The sequence below is a fragment of the Rathayibacter sp. AY1F4 genome (assembly GCF_002931775.1).
Classification (GTDB): domain Bacteria; phylum Actinomycetota; class Actinomycetes; order Actinomycetales; family Microbacteriaceae; genus Rathayibacter.
In genome coordinates, this window is the sequence record NZ_PSVE01000001.1 from 173,815 (window position 1) to 191,109 (window position 17,295).

Sequence of the window (17,295 nt, forward strand, 5' to 3'; positions counted from 1 at the left end):
TGATGAACTCGGTGATCGCCGGCGCGGTCCTCGGAGTGGTCGGCGGGCTCATCGGCGTCTTCGTGATGTCGCGCGACATGGCGTTCGCGGTCCACGGCATCAGCGAGCTCTCGTTCGCGGGGGCGTCCGCAGGTCTGCTGCTGGGCGTCGGCGTCGTCGAGGGATCGATCGTCGGCTCGCTGATCGCGGCCGTCCTGATCGGCGTGCTCGGCTCGCGCGCCCGCGACCGCAACTCGATCATCGCGGTGCTGATGCCGTTCGGACTCGGCATCGGCATCCTCTGCCTGGCCCTCTACCCGGGCCGCAGCGCGAACAAGTTCGGCCTGCTCACCGGGCAGATCGTCGCGGTCGACGACCCGCAGCTCGGATGGCTGATCGGCATCTCGGTGGTCGTCCTCGTCGGTCTCGCGCTGATCTGGCGCCCCCTCACCTTCGCGAGCGTCGACGCCGACGTGGCGGCCGCGCGCGGCATCCCCACCCGGGCGCTCTCGATCGCGTTCATGCTCCTGCTCGGCCTCGCGGTCGCCGTCTCGGTGCAGATCGTCGGCTCGCTGCTCGTGCTCGCGATCCTGGTGACGCCGGCGGCCGCGGCACTGCGCCTCTCCGCCTCGCCGGTGGTCGTGCCGCTGCTGAGCGTGCTCTTCGCCGTCGGCGCGCTGGTGGGCGGCATCCTGCTCGCGCTGGGCGGATCGATCCCGATCAGCCCCTACGTGACGACGATCTCGTTCGCGATCTACGCGGTCTGCCGGATCATCGGCCGCAAGGGCGTCCGGCGCTCCCGGCTCGCCGTCGGCGGGGGGCGGTAGCGTGGCCCGGGTCGTGCGGAGTGGAGGTGGTCCAGTGGTCAAGCGCAACACGTGGCAGCGCGAGGCGGTGCGCGAGGCTCTCGGGCGTCGCGAGGACTTCGTCAGCGCCCAGGGCCTGCACAGTGCGCTGCACGCCTCCGGCTCGCCGATCGGGCTCGCGACGGTCTACCGCGCGCTCTCGGACCTGGCCGTGGAGGGCGAGGCCGACTCGCTGCAGTCGCCCGAGGGCGAGAGCCTCTACCGCGCCTGCACGCCGGGGACGCACCACCACCACCTGATCTGCCGCCGCTGCGGGCTGACGGTCGAGATCGCGGCCGACGAGGTCGAGGAGTGGGCCCGCTCGGTCGCGTCGCAGAACGGCTTCACGGACGCGCACCACGTCGTGGACGTCTTCGGGCTCTGCGCGGCCTGCACCGCGGAGCTCGCCGAGGCCTGACGCCGGTCCGGCCGGGAGCCCGTCCGCGGGCGCCCCTCGATCCTGGTCCGGCTCAGGCCGGGAGGAACACCCCGATCGACCGGTCCTTCACCACGGAGCCGGCGGGCAGCACCCGCCCGCTCATCGCGAGGTAGACGCCCGGCGGCAGCAGCTGCACGGCGGCCACCGCGGTGCCGAGGTTGAACGCGGCGTCGCTGTCGAGCATCCGTGCGGGCTGCATCGCGCCGGTGAGGACGACCACCCGATCGCGGACGACGCCGAGGGCCTCGGCCGTCGCGGTCATCGTGTCGGTGCCGTGGGTGAGGACGATCCGGTCCTCCTCGGCGGCGAGCACCCGCTCGCGGATGAGGGCCCGATCGGCGTCGTCGAGCTCGAGGCTGTCCTTGGCGAGGACCTCCTCGACGCGGAACTCGAGCGTGGTGAGCACCGGGGCGAGCAGGCGCGGCACCATCGGGGCGCCGATCTCGAGCTCGCCCGCGAGCGAGTACTCCTTGTCGACGGTGCCACCGGTGGTGAGGACGAGGATGCGGTCAGTCACGCGATCAGACTAGGCGCCGCCTCCGACACCGGCACGTTCGTGCGCAGTGGCCGCGCCACGGCGGCGGCGGCGGCCCGCATCGGGAACGATGGAGCGCATGACATCCTCCTCCCCCTCCCTCCTCCGCACCGGCGCCAAGGTGCTCCTCGGCTCCGCCCTCCTCTTCGCGGGGGTGAGCCACCTCACCCGCAAGCGGGAGGAGTTCCAGGCGCAGGTGCCCGAGTGGGTGCCGCTGGACAAGGACGCGGTCGTGCTCGCCTCGGGCGTGGTCGAGATCGGCCTGGGCGCCTCGCTGGTGCTCGCGCGCCGCCGGGCGCCGCTGGTCGGAGCCGCGGCCGCCGCCTTCTTCACCGCGATCTTCCCGGGCAACGTCTCGCAATGGGTGACGCGGACGAGCGCCTTCGGCCTCGACACCGACCGCAAGCGCGCCGTGCGCCTCGCGTTCCAGCCGCTGCTGGTGGCGTGGGCGCTCTGGTCGACCCGGCGTCCGCGGGGCTGATCCCACACGGCGGGCGGCACGGAACCGGCCGCGAGCGCGTGCCGTCCGCCGCCGGCCGCGGAGGATTCCCCTCAGACGTCGTGCTGCGCCTCGGCCAGCAGCGGCGCGAGCAGCTCCTCGATCCGGCGCCGCGCCCCCTCGGCGTCGCCCGCGGCGATCGCCTCGACCAGCTCGGCGTGCTGGCGGGCGTGCACGTCCTCCTCGCCGACGACGTCCTCCTCCAGCACCGACTCGAACATGCCGGTGAGGCCGTCGTAGAGCTCGACGAACAGGTCGTTGTGAGTCGCGACGACGACGGCCCGGTGCAGCGCGGTGTCCGCGGCGATCCGCTCGGCGAGCTCCGGCGCCTCCCACGAGCGGGCCCGGCGGGCCAGCAGGGCGCGGAGGGAGGCGACGTCCTCCCCGGTGCGGCGCTCGGCCGCCAGCGCGGCCGTCGCCCCGTCGATCGCGAACCGCAGCTCGAGCCCCTCCCGGCGGGCGGCGCTCGGGATGCGGCGGCGCAGCGACTCGGCGAGCTGCGAGCGCGCGGTGACGAACGTGCCGCGCCCCTGCTCCCGCCGCACGAGGCCCGCCTGCACGAGGGCCTGGACGGCCTCGCGGACGGAGTTGCGTCCGGCGCCGGTCCAGCGGGCGAGCTCGGCCTCCACCGGGATCCGCTCGCCGACGGCCCAGCGGCCGGAGCGGATCTCCTCGTGGAACAGCGCCGTGACGTGGTCGATCACGCTCTCGCGCTGGAACGGCGCCGCGGGGCTAGACTCGCCAGGATTCATCCCATCATCCTATCTCTCGGGGACTCCATGACCGCAGCACCGACGCTCCGCGCCACCGCCCTCCTGGCTCTCGCCGCCATCGCGATCACCGCGCTGAACCTCCGTACCGCCGTCACCGGCTTCAGCCCGCTGCTCGACACGATCGGCGGCGATCTCGGCTTCGGGCCCTCGCTCTACGGGGCGCTGGGCACGATCGTCACCGCCTCCTTCGCCGTCTTCGGCTTCGTCGCCGCGGCCGTCTCGCGCCGGATCGGCCTGGAGCGCACGCTCGCGATCGCGACGCTGGTGACCACGCTGGGCATCGCCCTCCGCGCGCTCAGCCCGAGCCCGGTCGCGCTGGTGCTCTCGACCGTCGTCGCCTTCGCGGGCGTGGGCACCACGAACGTGCTCATCGTGCCGATCGTGAAGCGGTACTTCGCCGAGCGGATCAAGACGGTCAGCTCGCTCTACCTGGCGCTGCTGCAGGTGGGCCAGTTCGTCGCTCCGCTGGTCGCGGTGCCGCTGGCCTCGACGGCGGGGTGGCGCTGGGCGATCGGGATCTGGGCCGTGATGACGGCCGCGGCCTGCCTGCTCTGGGCGGCGCTCGCGGCCCGCGGAGGGGGTGGGGCGGCCCCGGCCGCCGCCGGCGGCCGCGTGGACGGGGCGTGGCGCACGCCGCTGCTCTGGGCGATGGTGCTGATGCTCGGGATGACCGGTCTGCACACCTACGGGATCATCACCTGGCTGCCGACGATCCTCGTCGACGCGGGCGCGGATCCGGCGCAGGGCGGGGCGCTGCTGGCGCTGTTCTCGGTGTTCGGCCTCGCCGCCGCATTCGTGGTGCCGCCGCTGACGCTGGGCATGCGCAACCCGGTCGTGGTCGTGGTGGTGTGCTGCGCGCTGCTCGCGGTCGGCTACGCCGGCCTCGTCGTCGCTCCGCTGGAGGGAGCCGTGGCGTGGGTGGTCTGCCTCGGGCTCGGCGTCAGCACGTTCCCGATGACGCTGACGCTCGTGAATGCGCGGACGCGGACGACCACCGGCTCCTCGACCCTCTCCGGCGCCACGCAGGGGCTCGGCTACGGGCTCGCCTGCCTCGGTCCGCTGCTGATCGGCGTGCTCTACGAGGCGCAGGGGGACTGGGGCGGCGCGTACGCGCTGCTGTTCGCCGGAGTGGCGGTGCTGCTGGTCAGCGGGATCGTCGCGTGCCGTCCGCGGTTCCTCGAGGACGAGGCGGCGCTCCGCCGGGCCTGAGCGGCGGCGCTCAGCGCGACGCGGCCGGAGCGAGCGCGGAGACGATCCGCCCCAGCCCGAAGCGCCAGGCGCTCTCCACGTCGCCGCCGAGGGTGAAGGCGCCGGTGATCTCCATCCCGATGAACCCCGTCGCCCAGGCGGTCAGCGTGCGCGCCGCCTCGAGGGCGTCCTCCTCGCCCGCCAGCTGCGCGGTGAGGTCAAGCAGGCGGGCGCTCGCCGCGTCGCGGTACTCCTGGGCGGCGACGGGCGTGCCGGGAGCGGGGGCCATCATGAGGAGGAACGCGGCCGGCCGCTCGTGGCCGAAGGCGCGGAGGCGGTCGGCGAGCGCGGCGGCGTCGGGGGCGTCGGCGAGGCGGTCGGCGAGCACGGTCAGGGCGTCCGCGGCGACGAGGCGGATCAGCGTCTCGCGCCCCTCGACGCGCTTGTAGAGGGAGGGGGCGCGGACTCCGACGCTCTGCGCGACGGCCTGCATCGTGACCCCGGCGAGCCCGTCGCGCTCGAGGAGCTCGCCGGCGGCGCGCACGATCGCCTCGAGGGAGGTGCGGTCGGGAGTGGGCATGGGCCGAGTATAGCTATTGACAGTAGCCATGATGGCTAACTAGCGTAGCCATCATGGAACTCGGACCCCACCTGCGCCGCATCGGCACCGACATCGTCGCCGTCCACCTCGTCCACACCGACGAGGGCGTCACCCTCATCGACGCCGGCCTGCCCGGCCTCTGGCCGGAGCTCCTGGCCGAGCTGCGCGCGATGGGCCGCACCCTCGACGACGTGCGCGGCGTCGTGCTGACCCACGGCGACTCCGACCACGTGGGCTTCGCCGAGCGCCTTCGCCGCGACCACGGCGTGCCGGTCCACGTGCACGCCGCCGACGCCGAGCGGGCGAAGGGCGGGGCGAAGCCGAGGACCGCGACACCGCGGCTGCGCGTCCTGCCGCTCCTCGGCTTCGCCGCCTACGCGCTGCGGAAGGGCATCGCGAAGGTCCCGCCGCTCACCGCGGTCGTCGAGGTGCACGACGGGCAGACGCTCGACCTGCCGGGCGCTCCCCGCGTGATCGCGCTCCCGGGTCACTCCCCGGGGAGCATCGCCGTGCACGTGCCGCTGGCCGACGCGGTCTTCGTCGGCGACGGGCTGACCACCCGCCACGTGCTCACCGGCCGCACGGGTCCGCAGCCCGCGCCCTTCACCGATGAGCCGGAGCAGGCGCTCGCGTCGCTCCAGGCGCTCCTGCCCACCGGGGCGCGCTGGGTGGTCCCAGGCCACGGAGCGCCGTGGAGCGGCGGGATCGAGGCGGCGGTCCGGCTGGTCGAGAGCGCCTGAGGCCCTTAGCCGCTCAGGAGGCGGGGACGAGCTTCCAGCGGTCGGCGAGGATCTCGAGGCCCTTGTCGAAGGTCGCCGACCACGCCGTGACGTCGTGGGCGCTGTCCGGCACCTCGAGGTAGGTGGCGCTCATGCCGGCGGCGACGGCCGCGGCGTAGACGGTCTTCGCTCCGGGGAGGAACGAGGTGTCCTCGGCGCCGACTCCGAAGATCGCGACGGTGCCGGTGTAGGGGGCGTTCTCCGCGAGGACGTTCACCGGCTTCGCGGCCTCGTAGGCGGCCTGGTCTCCGCCGAACCCCTGCGCGACCGTCGCCGCCTCGCTGCCGAGGGTCGGCGCGAGCTCGCCCGAGGCGTCGACGATGTTGCCGAAGAGCGACGGGTGGCCGGCGCCGAGCTGGATCGAGCAGGTCCCGCCCTGCGAGAGGCCGCCGATCGCCCAGTGCTGCGCGTCGCCGAGCACCGGGAGGTTCGCGCGGATCCAGTTCGGGACGTCGACGGTGAGGTACGTGGCCGACTTCCCGAGCGGCGAGTCGACGCACATCGGGTTCTTGTCCGGATCGCCCAGCTGGTCGGGCGACACGACGATCGGGGCGAGGCCGGCGTGCGCGGCGGCGTAGGCGTCGAGGGTCTGCTGGAACTTCTCGGTCGAGAGGGGATCGGAGGGCGACCCCGGCTGCCCCGAGAGCATGATCATCACCGGCAGCAGCGGCGGGGTCGCGGTGAGGGCCGCGGGCGGGAGGTAGACCACGGCGTCGCGGGCCGGGAAGCCCGACGCGGTGGCGGGGATGGCGACCGTCGAGACCGAGCCGACGGCGGGCATCCCGGCCGGGGCGGTCCAGGTCGCGAGGTCCGAGTGCGGTCCGTCCGCGGCGGCGACCGGCACGGAGGAGTCGGAGTACGCGCTGATCCCGAGCGCGCTGCGCACCGTGGGGTACTGGCCGAAGTCGATGTTGACGGTCATCGCGGCCGCCGCGACGACGAGCACTCCGGCGGCGAGCGACGCGAGCACCCCCCGCACGCGCCGGCGGGCGATCGCATGGCCGAGGACGACCAGCGCGACGCCCAGCCCGCCGATCCCCAGGCCGATCGCGACCCGGGTGACCGGCGTGAAGTCGACGCCGAACGGGCCGTCGGGCCCGTCGACGAGGGCGGCCAGGGCGGCGCCGCCGATCAGGCCCAGGAGGAGGACCGCGACGGCGATCCCGCCGCGTCGGGAGCGCCCGCGGCGGGGAGCGCGGACGTGGGCGGCGAGCAGGAGGAGGAGCGCTCCGATCGCGAGCAGGTAGACGGCGACGACGAGGGGGCCGGAGACGAGGCTCAGGTCGAGGAGAGAGGTCATGCGTCGATCCGGTCGGAGGGTGCTCGGGCGGGCGTCAGTCTGGCGGCGGTCTCTGGAGGAGAGCCGGGAGCTGTCGGGAGCGATTCTCCTCCCCGGGCGCGGATCCACCGAGCTCTCCACCGATCGGGCGCAACCCCGCGCGCCGCGCCGCCGCTCCCGCCTAGCGTGGGACTCCCGACGCACACCGCGCCCTCACGAAGGAGCCCGCACCATGACGCAGCACCCCCGCCTCGAGACCTCCTCCCGCGAGGCCCGCGCATGAGCCGCGGAGTCGCCGTCGTCACGGGCGGCACGGCCGGGCTCGGACGCGCCACGGTCCGCGAGCTCGCCTCCCGCGGCTGGGACGTCGCCGTGCTGGCGCGCGGCGAGGACGGACTGGCGGCCACGGTCGCCGAGATCGAGCAGAAGGGCCGGCGCGGGCTGGGCATCCCGACCGACGTGGCCGACCGCGAGGCCGTCGAGTCGGCGGCCGACCGGGTCGAGGCCGAGCTCGGCCCGATCGAGCTGTGGGTCAACGACGCGATGGTCGGCGTCTTCGGCGAGTTCCTCTCGACCGAGCCCGCCGACTTCGAGCGCGCCGTGGGCGTCAACTTCTTCGGCTTCGTCAACGGCACCCGCGCAGCCCTCTCCCGGATGACCCCGCGCGACCGCGGGCACGTCATCCAGGTCGGCTCCGCCCTCGCGCACCGGGGCATCCCGCTGCAGGCCGCGTACTGCGCCTCCAAGTTCGGCGCCCGAGGCTTCACCGAGGCCGTCACCGCGGAGCTGCTGCACGCGAAGAGCCGCGTGCGCCTGTCCGAGGTCGACATGCCGGCGCTCAACACCATCCAGTTCAACTGGGTGAAGTCGCAGCTGCCGCACCACCCGCAGCCCGTGCCGCCGATCTACGAGCCCGAGGTGGGCGCGATCGCGATCGCCGACGTGGCCGACAAGCCGCGCCGCCGCACCTGGGTCGGCGAGCCGACCGCGGGCACCATCCTCGGCGACCGCTTCGCCGGGCGCTTCATGGACTGGTACCTCGCCCGCAGCGCCTTCGACGGTCAGCAGGCCCCCGACAAGACGGAGCCGATGCTCCCGAACAACGTGTACGAGCCGGTCCCCGGCGATCACGGCGCCCGCGGCCTCTTCAGCGACCGCGCGCACACCATGACACCCCAGATCTGGATGATCCGCCACCGCGCCCTGAGCTACGCGGGGGCCGCCGCGGCCCTCGCCGCCGGCGCCGCGGGCGTCGTCTCGGCCCTGCGGAGGAAGTGACCGTGGTCGACGCCGTCGTCATCGGGGCGGGGCCCAACGGCCTCGCCGCCGCGGTCACGCTCGCGCGGGCCGGGCTCTCGGTCACCGTGCTCGAGCGCAACGAGACGATCGGCGGCGGCGCGCGCACGGCGGAGCTGACGCTGCCCGGGTTCCACCACGACGTCTGCTCGGCGGTGCACCCGATGGCGCTCGCGTCCGGCTTCTTCCGCGCCTTCGGGCTCGACCGGCGCATCGAGCTGGTCGTCCCCGAGATCTCGTACGCGCATCCGCTCGACGGCGGCCGCGCGGGCATCGCCTACCGCGACCTCGACCGCACGGTCGAGGCGCTGGGGCGCGACGGAGCAGCGTGGCGCGCCCTGATGGGACCCCTCTCCGAGCGGGCCGACCGCGTCGCGGGCTTCACCAACGACGCGCTGCTGCGGATCCCGACGGACCCGAGCGTGCTGATCCGCTTCGGGCTGCGGGTGCTCGAGCAGGGCACCCCGGTGTGGAACCTGCGCTTCCGCGAGGACGTCGCCCCGGCGATGTTCTCCGGGGTCGCCGCGCACTCGATCCGCCCGATGCCGAGCCCGTCGACGGCCGCGGCTGCCCTGGCGCTCGGCGCCTACGCCCACGCGCGCGGCTGGCCGGTGCCGATCGGAGGCAGCCAGTCGATCGTCGACGCGCTCGCCGACGACCTCCGGGCGCACGGCGGCACCATCGAGACCGGCGTCGAGGTGACCTCGCTCTCGGAGCTGCCCCCGGCCCGCGCCGTGCTCGTCGACGGCACGCCGACGGCGCTGCTCGCGATGGCGGGGGACCGGCTGCCCCCGGCGTACGCGGCGGCACTTCAGCGCTTCCGCTACGGCAACGGCGTGGCCAAGGTCGACTTCGCCCTCGACGGGCCGGTGCCGTGGACGAACCCGGAGCTCGCCGGCGCGGGGACGCTGCACGTCGGCGGGAGCCGCGCCGAGATCGCGGCCGCCGAGCGCGACGTGAAGCGGGGCCGGCACAGCCGCAGCCCCTACGTGCTGGTGGCGCAGCCCTCGATCGTCGATCCGACCCGGGCGCCCGAGGGCAAGCACGTCCTCTGGGCGTACACGCACGTCCCCCGGTACTCGCCCGCCGACCAGCAGGAGGCGATCACCGCCCAGATCGAGCGCTTCGCCCCCGGGTTCCGCGACCGCGTGATCGGCGCCTCCTCGATGACCGCCCGCGACATGCAGGCCTACAACCCGAACTATCTGGGCGGCGACATCGCCGCCGGCGCCGCGAGCGTCGCGCAGCTGCTCTCGCGCCCGGTCCCCACGACCGACCCGTGGCGGACGCCCGCGAAGGGGCTCTACCTCTGCTCCTCGTCCACCCCGCCCGGGCCGGGCGTGCACGGCATGGCCGGCTGGCACGCCGCCCGCAGCGCGCTGCGGCACGAGTTCGGGGTGCGCGAGTCGCCCGACCTGTCGCCGGAGGCGCGCCCGGCCTGAGCCGCCGCCGTTGCGCTGCGCCCGTCGCCGCCCCCGGCCTGCCAGGCTGAGGGACGGCGCCCCCTCGCGCCCCACCACCACTCGAAGGAGCCCGCGATGTCCCGCACCACCCGCGTCGTCCACTGCCCGCCCGAGTCCGTCTTCGCGGTGCTCGCCTCCGGCTGGCTGTTCCCGAGCTGGGTCGTCGGAGCGTCGCGGATGCGGAAGGTCGACGCCGACTTCCCGCACGTGGGCTCGCAGCTGCACCACTCCTTCGGCCTGTGGCCGCTCGTGATCGACGACCGCACCACGGTTCTCGAGTGGGACCCGCCGCGCCGGATGGTCATCCAGGCCGCCGGCTGGCCGCTCGGCGAGGCCCGGGTGCGCGTCGAGGTCGAGCCGCACGCCCGCGGCGCGAAGGTGCGGATGCACGAGGCGCCCGTGAAGGGCCCGGGCACGCTCATCCCGAAGCCGCTGATGCACTCGTTCCTCTGGATCCGCAACCGCGAGGCCGTGCGCCGGCTCGCCCACATGGCCGAGGCGGGAGCCGCGGGCCGCACGCTCGCGCCCGCCTCGCTCCCCTCGCCCGCCGACCGCGCCGGGATCGACCGGCCGAAGCACGTCTGGGCACGCCTGACCGGAGCGATCGGGTCGATCGCGCTCGGGACGCTCGTGGTCCGCGGCGTCCTCGCGGCCGTCCGGCGCGCCCGGAGCTGACCGGGCCGGACCCGACGGCGCCCGGAGCCGACGGCGCCCCGGTCGGACACCGCCCGGGTCAGACGATCCGCTCGACCAGCCGCACGTGCTGCACCGCGACGCGCTTCGGCTCGCCCGCGAAGGCGGCGTCGCGCTCGGGCGAGGCCAGGTACGCCCGCTCGACCTCGGCGAACGCGTCGGCGTCGCCGGCCGTGCTGACCGCCCAGACGAACTCGTTCACCTCGCGGTCGGCGTAGGCGAACTCGATCCGGAAGCCGTGGGCCTCGCGCGCCGGCACGATCCGCTCGGGGAACCAGGCGAGGAAGTCGTCCATCACCCCGTCCATCAGCTCGTAGCGTCGGAGTTGGATCGTCCTGGTCTCGGCTGCAGCGCTCATGCTGCGACGGTACCCGCCCGGCGGCCGCGCCGTCGCCGCGCTACGCTCGCCGCCGACAGCCCCACGCCGAGGAGGACAGCACGGACCCCCGCCACCGCTCCCTCGCGCTGCTCGTCGCCGGCTGCTTCTTCATGGAGAACCTCGACGCCACGATCGTGACGACCGCCGCGCCCGCGATCGCCGCCGACCTGGGCGTCGACTCCGCCGCGGTCTCGATCACCGTCACCGCGTTCCTCCTCACCGTCGCCGTCCTCATCCCGGCCTCGGGCTGGCTCAGCGAGCGCTTCGGCGTGCGCCGCGTCTTCACCACCGCGATCGCCGTCTTCACCCTCGCCTCCCTGCTCTGCGCGCTCAGCCCCACGCTGCCGCTGCTGGTCGGCGCCCGGGTCCTGCAGGGCGTCGGTGGCGCGCTGATGGTGCCGGTCGGCCGGCTCGCGGTGCTGCGGGCGACTCCGCGGGAGGGGATCATCCACGCCATCGCGATCCTGGTCTGGCCGGGACTGGTCGCCCCCGTGATCGCGCCGTTCCTCGGCGGGCTGCTCACCACCGTCGCCTCCTGGCACTGGATCTTCCTGATCAACCTGCCCCTCGGGGTCGTCGCGTTCGCGATCGCGCGCCGGATCGTCCCCGCCACCGCCGAGAGCGCGCCGCCCCCGCTCGACGTCACGGGGCTGGTGCTCGTCGCGGTCGGGCTCGGCGCGCTGGTCGGAGCGGCGGGGCTCCTCACCGGCTCCGAGCTCGACGGGCGGGCGGTGGCGCCGCTGCTCGTCGGCGCGGTCGTGACGGCGCTCGCCGTGCGGCACCTGCGCCGCGCCGAGCATCCGCTCGTGCGGCTCGACGCCTTCCGCTTCCGCACCTTCCGGGTCGCCAACGCGAGCGGATCGCTCTACCGGGCGACCGTGAACGCGGTGCCGTTCCTGCTCCCGCTGCTGTTCCAGGACGCGTTCGGCTGGAGCCCGGTGCAGGCCGGCTCCGTGGTGCTGGCGCTCTTCGCCGGCAATCTGGCGATCAAGCCGGCCACGACTCCGCTGCTGCGGCGCCTCGGCTTCCGCGGGGTGCTGGTCGCGGCGAGCGCGGTCGGGGCGGCGTGCATGGCGGCGATGGCGTTCCTCGAGCCGGCGACTCCGGTGGCGCTCGTGGTGGCGCTGCTGGTGCTGAGCGGAGTGGCCCGCTCGGCGGGCTTCACGGCCTACAACACCGTCACGTTCGCCGAGGTCCCGCAGGAGGGGATGTCGGGCGCCAACACCCTCAACGCCACCACGCAGCAGATCGCGGCCGGCCTCGGAGTCGCGGTGGGCGCGGTGGCGCTCGCCGTCGGCACCGCGATCGGGCCCGGCCTCGTCCCCTACCGCGTCGCCTTCCTCGCCCTCGCGGTGCTGACCCTCGTGCCGCTCGCCGCCGCCGCCCGGCTCCCGCGCGACTCCGGGAGCGCCCTCACCGCCTGACCCGCGCGGGCGTCAGGCGAGGCCGAGCGCGATGCCGTCGAGGATGTCGTGCGCGGTCGAGTGGACCCGGTCGACGCCCGGCGACGCCTCGTGGACCGCGCGGAGGACCTCGCCCCAGACCAGCGCGCCGGCCGCCAGCACGTCCTCGCGCCCCGGGCGGACCCAGGGGAGGGCTGCCGTCCCCTCCGGAGACAGTGCGGCGAGCTCGTCGCAGGCGGCGAGGACGTCGAAGAGGGGGAGGGACGTCTCGAGCGCGGCGCGGTCGGTGCTGCGGAGGACGTGCGCGGTGATCGTGAGCACGGTCGCGGCGACGCCGACGACGCTCCGGGCCTGCGAGAGGTCGACGGAGGAGGCGGCCAGCGCGGCGCGCACGTCCGCCCGGATCGCCGCGCGCTCGCCCTCCGTCGGTGCGGCGGCCCGGCGGTGGCGCTCGGTCAGGCGGACGCTGCCGACGTCCATCGAGTGCGCCTGCTCCGGCTCCGCTCCGCCGAGCACGAGCTCGGTCGAGCCGCCGCCGAGGTCGACGACCAGCACGGGCCGGGCGGAGTCGACGGCCGAGACCGCGCCGCGGAAGGAGAGCCGCGCCTCCTCCTCGCCGGAGATCGTCTCCGGGGTGACGCCGAGGATCCGCTCGACGGCGGCGAGGAAGTCCTCGCGGTCGGCGGCGTCGCGGGTGGCCGAGGTGGCGACGAAGCGGAGGCGCTCGGCGCCGGCCTCCTGCGCGGCGGCCGCGTACTCGCGGGTGACGGCGAGGGTCCGCTCGAGCGCGGCCGGGTCGAAGCGGCCGGTGCGGTCGACCCCGCGGCCCAGCCGCACGAGCTCGGTGCGGCGCTGGACGTCCCGGAGGCGGCCGCCCTCCACGTCGGCGATCAGCAGGCGGAGGGAGTTGGTGCCGCAGTCGAGCGCCGCGACGCGCGTGGGGGAGGACATCCGCCCATTCTGCCCGCGCGGCCCGGGCCGGAGGCGGCGATAGCCTGGGGGAGAGACGAAGGAGCCGCCCGTGCACGAACACCACGTCCGCGTCCACCGCAGCGACGAGGAGCTCCCGCGACACGGGCAGCTCGCCCACGCGCTCGCCGAGGTCGCCGCCGATCCGGTCGAGATCGACGACGAGGTCGCCGAGATGGTGGTCAACCGGGTCATCGACAACGCCGCCGTCGCCACCGCGTCGCTCCTGCGCCGCCCGGTCGTCGCCGCCCGCGCGCAGGCTCTCGCGCACCCCGCCTCCATCGGCGGCCAGGGCTCGGTCGTCCTCGGCGTCGACCCGGCCCGCCGGGTCTCGCCCGAGTGGGCGGCCTGGGCCAACGGGGTCGCCGTGCGCGAGCTCGACTACCACGACACGTTCCTGGCGGCCGAGTACTCGCACCCGGGCGACAACATCCCTCCGCTGATCGCCGTCGCCCAGCACGCGGGCATCGGCGGGGCGCAGCTCGTCCGCGGCATCGTCACCGGCTACGAGGTCCAGGTCGACCTGGTGCGCGCGATCAGCCTGCACCGGCACAAGATCGACCACGTGGCGCACCTCGGCCCCTCGGCCGCCGCCGGGATCGGAACGCTGCTCGGCCTCGACGTCGCGACGATCGAGCAGGCCGTCGCGCAGGCCCTGCACACGACGACCGCCACGCGGCAGTCGCGCAAGGGCGAGATCTCGAGCTGGAAGGCGTACGCGCCGGCCTTCGCGGGGAAGATGGCGATCGAGGCGGTCGACCGGGCGATGCGCGGCGAGACCAGCCCGTCGCCGATCTACGAGGGCGAGGACGGCGTCATCGCCTGGATGCTCGACGGCGCCGACGCGAGCTACGACGTCCCGCTGCCCGACCGCGGCGAGGCCAAGCGCGCGATCCTCGACACGTACACGAAGGAGCACTCGGCCGAGTACCAGGCGCAGGCGCTGATCGACCTCGCCCGCCGCCTGCACCGCACGCACCCCGAGGCCGCCGATCCCGAGCGCGTCGAGCGGATCGTCCTGCACACCTCGCACCACACGCACTTCGTGATCGGCTCGGGCGCGAACGACCCGCAGAAGTACGACCCGGCCGCGTCCCGCGAGACGCTGGACCACTCCGTGCCGTACATCTTCACGGTGGCGCTGCAGGACGGCGCCTGGCACCACGTGCACAGCTACGCCCCCGAGCGGGCCGCCCGCGCCGACACGATCGCGCTCTGGCACCGGGTCACCACGCAGGAGGACGCGGAGTGGACGCGCCGCTACCACTCCACCGATCCGGGCGAGAAGGCGTTCGGCGCCCGCGTCGAGATCCTGCTGACGGACGGCACGACGATCGTCGACGAGATCGCGGTGGCGGACGCGCACCCGCTGGGCGCGCACCCGTTCAGCCGCGAGCAGTACGTGTCGAAGTTCCGCACGCTCGCCGCCGACGTGCTCGAGGAGTCCGAGATCGAGCGCTTCCTCGACCTCGCGCAGCGCCTGCCCGAGCTGACCCCGGAGGAGGTCGGCCGCCTCAGCGTGATCGCCGCCCCCGGCGTCCTCGCCTCGATCGAGCCCCCGCGCGGCCTGTTCTGATCCCTCCGCGGGAGCGTCGTCCGCACGCACGGTGACGCGCGCACGGACGGCCTCCCGCGGCGGGGAGCGCCGTCGTCAGGCGGTCTGCTCGGCGACCCAGTCCTGGATCTCGGCGATGAAGCGCCGGCGCGAGAAGACCCGGGTGCGAGCCCGGAAGGCGTCGACGTCGAGCGCGAGCGCACGGCGCAGCAGGTCGCTCCAGTCCGGATCGCCCTCGAGGTCGGCGATGACGCCCCCGCCGGCGAGGGACACGCTCTCGCGCACTCCGCCGATGTCGGTCCCGATGACCGGCGTCCCGCAGGCCATCGCCTCGACGGGCATGATCCCGAAGTCCTCGACGGCGGGGAAGACGTACACGAGCGCCTGCGCGTAGAGCGCGCGGATCAGCTGGTCGGAGGGCGAGATGACGAAGGTCACGTCGGCCCGGATCTCCTCGGCGTAGGCGCGGAGCCGCGCCTCCCAGGGGCCGTGCCCGGCGATGACGACCGGCAGCCCGGTGCGGGCTCCGGCGTCCATGACCTTCTCGAGGCGCTTGTAGGGGACGAACCGCGAGGCGCCCAGGATGAACGGCCGGGCGAGCGAGTCGAGGAGGCGCAGCTCGTCCTCGTCGAGCGGGGAGCGCCAGTCGGTGATGGTCGAGAGCAGCTCGGTGTTCACCGGCGGGTAGATGACCCGCGACGGCTGGTGCCACGCGTCGCGCACCCGCTGCCCGGTGAAGAGGCTGTTCACGGCGATGGAGGAGGCCTCGGCGGCGCGGAGGCGGTCGATCGGCTTGAGGAGCAGGCTCGCGGTGCGGGCGGCGAGGCTGCTGCCGCGGCCGTCGCGGTCGGGCTCCCAGATGTAGCGGGCCGGGGTGTGCGCGTAGACGAGCTTGCGGGTCGGTCCGCTGGTGCGGACGTGGTGGGCGAAGAGGTGCGAGCTGACCAGCACCCACTCGCGGGAGGTGCCGACCGGGAGCCGCCACGTGGGCAGCATCGCCGGCAGGGCGAGGACCTTGTGGCGGCGCAGCGGCGTGCGCGCCAGCCAGGACTCCGAGACGGGCCTGCCGACGACCTCGGCGCAGTCGCTCCAGAGGACGCGGACGTCGGCGTCGGCGAAGGCCTCGGTCATCGCCTCGAGCACGCGCTCGGCGCCTCCGCGGCGCTCGACCCACTCGTGCACGATCAGGCCGGGACCGACCGGCGGGACGGATCGGGAACGGGTGGTCGCGTCGATGACGGCAGTGATGATGGGCCCCTTCCCCCGGGCGTGCGGTGAGGATCGGGCGGCCATCCGGAGACGGGAGCGGCTCCGAATGCTTATCCGTCGTCGGTGACCGATCAGCAGTGCAGTAGAAGCTAACCGGCTCGTGGAGAAGGAATCGAAAGGCGAGTACGAGTCGTCGCAGAACGACGGGGAAAGGAGAGTCCGATAATCCGGATAAGCCGCGAGCGGAATGGCGAGGATCGTCTGGAGTGCGTCGCGGAGGCGCTATTCCCTCGGAGATCACAACGATGGAGGAGAGTCGCGGAGAAGAAGAAGTCATCCTTTCAGTGACGCCGTGCCGAAAGGATCAGGAGACGCCGATGCGCTGCAGGGTCTGCCACCGCCACTGGTCGCGGACGCCCTCGCGGACGGTGCGCACCGCCCGCCAGCCCAGCTCCCGCTCGGCGCGTGCCGGGTCGGCCCAGCTCGCGGCGAGGTCGCCCGGCCGGCGCCCCACGGCCCGCCACCGGACCGTCTCCCCGCTCGCCCGCTCGACCTCGTAGATCAGCTCGAGGACGCTCGTCGGCGATCCCGTGCCGAGGTTGTAGACCCGATGCCCGGGCCGCGCGCGCTCGAGCGCGGCGACGTGCCCGGCCGCGAGATCGCAGACGTGGATGTAGTCGCGCAGCCCCGTGCCGTCGGGGGTCGGGTAGTCGTCGCCGAGGACGTCGACGCACCGGGAGGGGTCGCCCGCGGCCCGCGTCAGCACGGGCAGCAGGCTCCCCGGCGCCGTGGCCGGATCCTCGCCGATCCGCCCCGACGGGTGCGCGCCGATGGGATTGAAGTAGCGGAGGCTGACCGCGCGCAGGAGGGGATCGGCGCGCGCGGCGTCGCCGAGGATCTCCTCGATGACGCGCTTGGTCGCGCCGTAGGGGCTCGCCGCGCTGAGCCCGGCGGGGGAGTCCTCCCCGACCGGCATCGATCCGCCCGGGCTGTAGACGGCCGCCGAGCTCGAGAAGACGACGGTGCGGATCCCCGACTCCGCCGCGACCGAGAACGCCGCGGTGGCGAGCCCGACGTTGACCGTCCAGTACTCGAGGGGCCGCCGCACCGAGTCGCCGACCGACTTGAGCCCGGCGAGCAGGACCAGGGCGTCGACCGGTCCGTGGGCGGCGAGGAAGCGGGTCAGCGCGGCCGTGTCGCGTGCGTCGGCGATCAGGCGGGGGACCACTGAGCCGGTCAGCTCCTCCACCGCGTCGAGGGTCCGCCCGCTCGCGTGCGAGAGGTCGTCCACGACCAGCACCTCGTGGCCGCTCTCGAGGAGCGCGACGGCGGTGTGGCTCCCGATGTAGCCCGCTCCGCCCACCAGAAGGACTCGCATGCGGGGGAGCCTAGATCGGCTCCCGCACGGCGT

18 protein-coding genes are annotated in these 17,295 nt (G+C 74.5%); 10 read left to right on the plus strand and 8 right to left on the minus strand.

Features of this window, described 5'->3' with window-relative positions:
- The first annotated feature begins 2 nt into the window (after nucleotides 1-2).
- Entirely contained in the window at nucleotides 3-806 is an 804-nt protein-coding gene (locus tag C5C59_RS00745; protein WP_104224551.1) for a metal ABC transporter permease, read from the plus strand.
- Nucleotides 807-840: 34 nt separating this feature from the next.
- Nucleotides 841-1,242 carry a Fur family transcriptional regulator gene (locus C5C59_RS00750; RefSeq protein ID WP_104238381.1) on the plus strand — a complete coding sequence of 134 codons (402 nt, stop codon included), beginning with the start codon at nucleotides 841-843 and terminating at the stop codon, nucleotides 1,240-1,242.
- 52 nt (nucleotides 1,243-1,294) lie between these two features.
- On the opposite strand, the gene C5C59_RS00755 is transcribed toward C5C59_RS00750, so the two are convergent.
- Nucleotides 1,295-1,780, minus strand: a complete 486-nt coding sequence (locus tag C5C59_RS00755; protein WP_104224541.1) for an asparaginase domain-containing protein — start codon at nucleotides 1,778-1,780, stop codon at nucleotides 1,295-1,297.
- An 88-nt stretch (nucleotides 1,781-1,868) separates the two neighbouring features.
- On the opposite strand from C5C59_RS00755, the gene C5C59_RS00760 reads away from it, so the two are divergent.
- A complete protein-coding gene (locus C5C59_RS00760) occupies nucleotides 1,869-2,279 on the plus strand; it encodes a hypothetical protein (RefSeq protein WP_181027249.1) in 411 nt (136 codons plus the stop codon).
- Between the two features lie 71 nt (nucleotides 2,280-2,350).
- On the opposite strand, the gene C5C59_RS00765 is transcribed toward C5C59_RS00760, so the two are convergent.
- Nucleotides 2,351-3,049: a FadR/GntR family transcriptional regulator gene (locus C5C59_RS00765; RefSeq protein WP_104238380.1), complete on the minus strand. Its 699-nt coding sequence runs from the start codon at nucleotides 3,047-3,049 to the stop codon at nucleotides 2,351-2,353.
- Nucleotides 3,050-3,076: 27 nt separating this feature from the next.
- Here C5C59_RS00765 and C5C59_RS00770 point away from each other — a divergent pair, with 27 nt between their 5' ends.
- On the plus strand, nucleotides 3,077-4,279 hold the full coding sequence (locus C5C59_RS00770) for an MFS transporter (RefSeq protein ID WP_104238379.1): 1,203 nt from the start codon (nucleotides 3,077-3,079) through the stop codon (nucleotides 4,277-4,279).
- Nucleotides 4,280-4,289: 10 nt separating this feature from the next.
- Here C5C59_RS00770 and C5C59_RS00775 read toward each other — a convergent pair whose 3' ends face one another.
- Nucleotides 4,290-4,838, minus strand: coding sequence for a TetR/AcrR family transcriptional regulator (locus C5C59_RS00775; protein WP_104238378.1), 549 nt, complete (start codon nucleotides 4,836-4,838; stop codon nucleotides 4,290-4,292).
- A gap of 53 nt (nucleotides 4,839-4,891) precedes the next feature.
- Here C5C59_RS00775 and C5C59_RS00780 point away from each other — a divergent pair, with 53 nt between their 5' ends.
- The gene (locus C5C59_RS00780; protein ID WP_104238377.1) at nucleotides 4,892-5,599 is read left to right on the plus strand and encodes an MBL fold metallo-hydrolase; all 708 of its coding nucleotides are present in this window, start codon (nucleotides 4,892-4,894) and stop codon (nucleotides 5,597-5,599) included.
- Between the two features lie 13 nt (nucleotides 5,600-5,612).
- Here the strand turns inward: C5C59_RS00780 and C5C59_RS00785 are convergent, their stop codons facing one another.
- Nucleotides 5,613-6,938, minus strand: coding sequence for an esterase family protein (locus C5C59_RS00785; protein WP_104238376.1), 1,326 nt, complete (start codon nucleotides 6,936-6,938; stop codon nucleotides 5,613-5,615).
- Nucleotides 6,939-7,196: 258 nt separating this feature from the next.
- On the opposite strand from C5C59_RS00785, the gene C5C59_RS00790 reads away from it, so the two are divergent.
- The 3 genes from C5C59_RS00790 (at nucleotide 7,197) to C5C59_RS00800 (ending at nucleotide 10,351) form a co-directional block, all read left to right on the plus strand.
- Nucleotides 7,197-8,195: an SDR family oxidoreductase gene (locus C5C59_RS00790; protein ID WP_104233564.1), complete on the plus strand. Its 999-nt coding sequence runs from the start codon at nucleotides 7,197-7,199 to the stop codon at nucleotides 8,193-8,195.
- 2 nt (nucleotides 8,196-8,197) lie between these two features.
- Nucleotides 8,198-9,655 carry a phytoene desaturase family protein gene (locus C5C59_RS00795; protein WP_374953736.1) on the plus strand — a complete coding sequence of 486 codons (1,458 nt, stop codon included), beginning with the start codon at nucleotides 8,198-8,200 and terminating at the stop codon, nucleotides 9,653-9,655.
- A 96-nt stretch (nucleotides 9,656-9,751) separates the two neighbouring features.
- Nucleotides 9,752-10,351 (plus strand): SRPBCC domain-containing protein, encoded by a 600-nt coding sequence (locus C5C59_RS00800; RefSeq protein ID WP_104238374.1) that lies wholly within the window; start codon nucleotides 9,752-9,754, stop codon nucleotides 10,349-10,351.
- A 58-nt stretch (nucleotides 10,352-10,409) separates the two neighbouring features.
- Here the strand turns inward: C5C59_RS00800 and C5C59_RS00805 are convergent, their stop codons facing one another.
- Nucleotides 10,410-10,727, minus strand: a complete 318-nt coding sequence (locus C5C59_RS00805; protein WP_104224531.1) for an NIPSNAP family protein — start codon at nucleotides 10,725-10,727, stop codon at nucleotides 10,410-10,412.
- Between the two features lie 131 nt (nucleotides 10,728-10,858).
- Here C5C59_RS00805 and C5C59_RS00810 point away from each other — a divergent pair, with 131 nt between their 5' ends.
- On the plus strand, nucleotides 10,859-12,172 hold the full coding sequence (locus tag C5C59_RS00810) for an MFS transporter (RefSeq protein WP_104238373.1): 1,314 nt from the start codon (nucleotides 10,859-10,861) through the stop codon (nucleotides 12,170-12,172).
- 12 nt (nucleotides 12,173-12,184) lie between these two features.
- On the opposite strand, the gene C5C59_RS00815 is transcribed toward C5C59_RS00810, so the two are convergent.
- Nucleotides 12,185-13,102 carry an exopolyphosphatase gene (locus C5C59_RS00815; RefSeq protein ID WP_104238372.1) on the minus strand — a complete coding sequence of 306 codons (918 nt, stop codon included), beginning with the start codon at nucleotides 13,100-13,102 and terminating at the stop codon, nucleotides 12,185-12,187.
- A gap of 70 nt (nucleotides 13,103-13,172) precedes the next feature.
- Between C5C59_RS00815 and C5C59_RS00820 the strand changes: the two genes are divergently transcribed.
- Nucleotides 13,173-14,696: an MmgE/PrpD family protein gene (locus C5C59_RS00820; protein WP_104238371.1), complete on the plus strand. Its 1,524-nt coding sequence runs from the start codon at nucleotides 13,173-13,175 to the stop codon at nucleotides 14,694-14,696.
- Nucleotides 14,697-14,771: 75 nt separating this feature from the next.
- Here the strand turns inward: C5C59_RS00820 and C5C59_RS00825 are convergent, their stop codons facing one another.
- Nucleotides 14,772-15,968 carry a glycosyltransferase gene (locus C5C59_RS00825; protein ID WP_104238370.1) on the minus strand — a complete coding sequence of 399 codons (1,197 nt, stop codon included), beginning with the start codon at nucleotides 15,966-15,968 and terminating at the stop codon, nucleotides 14,772-14,774.
- A gap of 280 nt (nucleotides 15,969-16,248) precedes the next feature.
- Nucleotides 16,249-17,262 (minus strand): UDP-glucose 4-epimerase GalE, encoded by a 1,014-nt coding sequence (gene galE, locus C5C59_RS00830; protein ID WP_104238369.1) that lies wholly within the window; start codon nucleotides 17,260-17,262, stop codon nucleotides 16,249-16,251.
- Nucleotides 17,263-17,295 lie beyond the last annotated feature (33 nt).

Excerpts from the sequence above, each read along its gene's own strand:
- C5C59_RS00775 (WP_104238378.1), bottom strand. The coding sequence starts at position 4,838 with ATGCCCACTCCCGACCGCACCTCCCTCGAGGCGATCGTGCGCGCCGCC.
- C5C59_RS00765 (WP_104238380.1), bottom strand. The coding sequence starts at position 3,049 with ATGAATCCTGGCGAGTCTAGCCCCGCGGCGCCGTTCCAGCGCGAGAGC.
- C5C59_RS00810 (WP_104238373.1), top strand. The coding sequence starts at position 10,859 with ATGGAGAACCTCGACGCCACGATCGTGACGACCGCCGCGCCCGCGATC.
- C5C59_RS00780 (WP_104238377.1), top strand. The coding sequence starts at position 4,892 with ATGGAACTCGGACCCCACCTGCGCCGCATCGGCACCGACATCGTCGCC.
- C5C59_RS00770 (WP_104238379.1), top strand. The coding sequence starts at position 3,077 with ATGACCGCAGCACCGACGCTCCGCGCCACCGCCCTCCTGGCTCTCGCC.
- C5C59_RS00805 (WP_104224531.1), bottom strand. The coding sequence starts at position 10,727 with ATGAGCGCTGCAGCCGAGACCAGGACGATCCAACTCCGACGCTACGAG.
- C5C59_RS00800 (WP_104238374.1), top strand. The coding sequence starts at position 9,752 with ATGTCCCGCACCACCCGCGTCGTCCACTGCCCGCCCGAGTCCGTCTTC.
- C5C59_RS00815 (WP_104238372.1), bottom strand. The coding sequence starts at position 13,102 with ATGTCCTCCCCCACGCGCGTCGCGGCGCTCGACTGCGGCACCAACTCC.
- galE (WP_104238369.1), bottom strand. The coding sequence starts at position 17,262 with ATGCGAGTCCTTCTGGTGGGCGGAGCGGGCTACATCGGGAGCCACACC.
- C5C59_RS00785 (WP_104238376.1), bottom strand. The coding sequence starts at position 6,938 with ATGACCTCTCTCCTCGACCTGAGCCTCGTCTCCGGCCCCCTCGTCGTC.
- C5C59_RS00745 (WP_104224551.1), top strand. The coding sequence starts at position 3 with ATGAACTCGGTGATCGCCGGCGCGGTCCTCGGAGTGGTCGGCGGGCTC.
- C5C59_RS00790 (WP_104233564.1), top strand. The coding sequence starts at position 7,197 with ATGAGCCGCGGAGTCGCCGTCGTCACGGGCGGCACGGCCGGGCTCGGA.
- C5C59_RS00760 (WP_181027249.1), top strand. The coding sequence starts at position 1,869 with ATGGAGCGCATGACATCCTCCTCCCCCTCCCTCCTCCGCACCGGCGCC.
- C5C59_RS00825 (WP_104238370.1), bottom strand. The coding sequence starts at position 15,968 with ATGGCCGCCCGATCCTCACCGCACGCCCGGGGGAAGGGGCCCATCATC.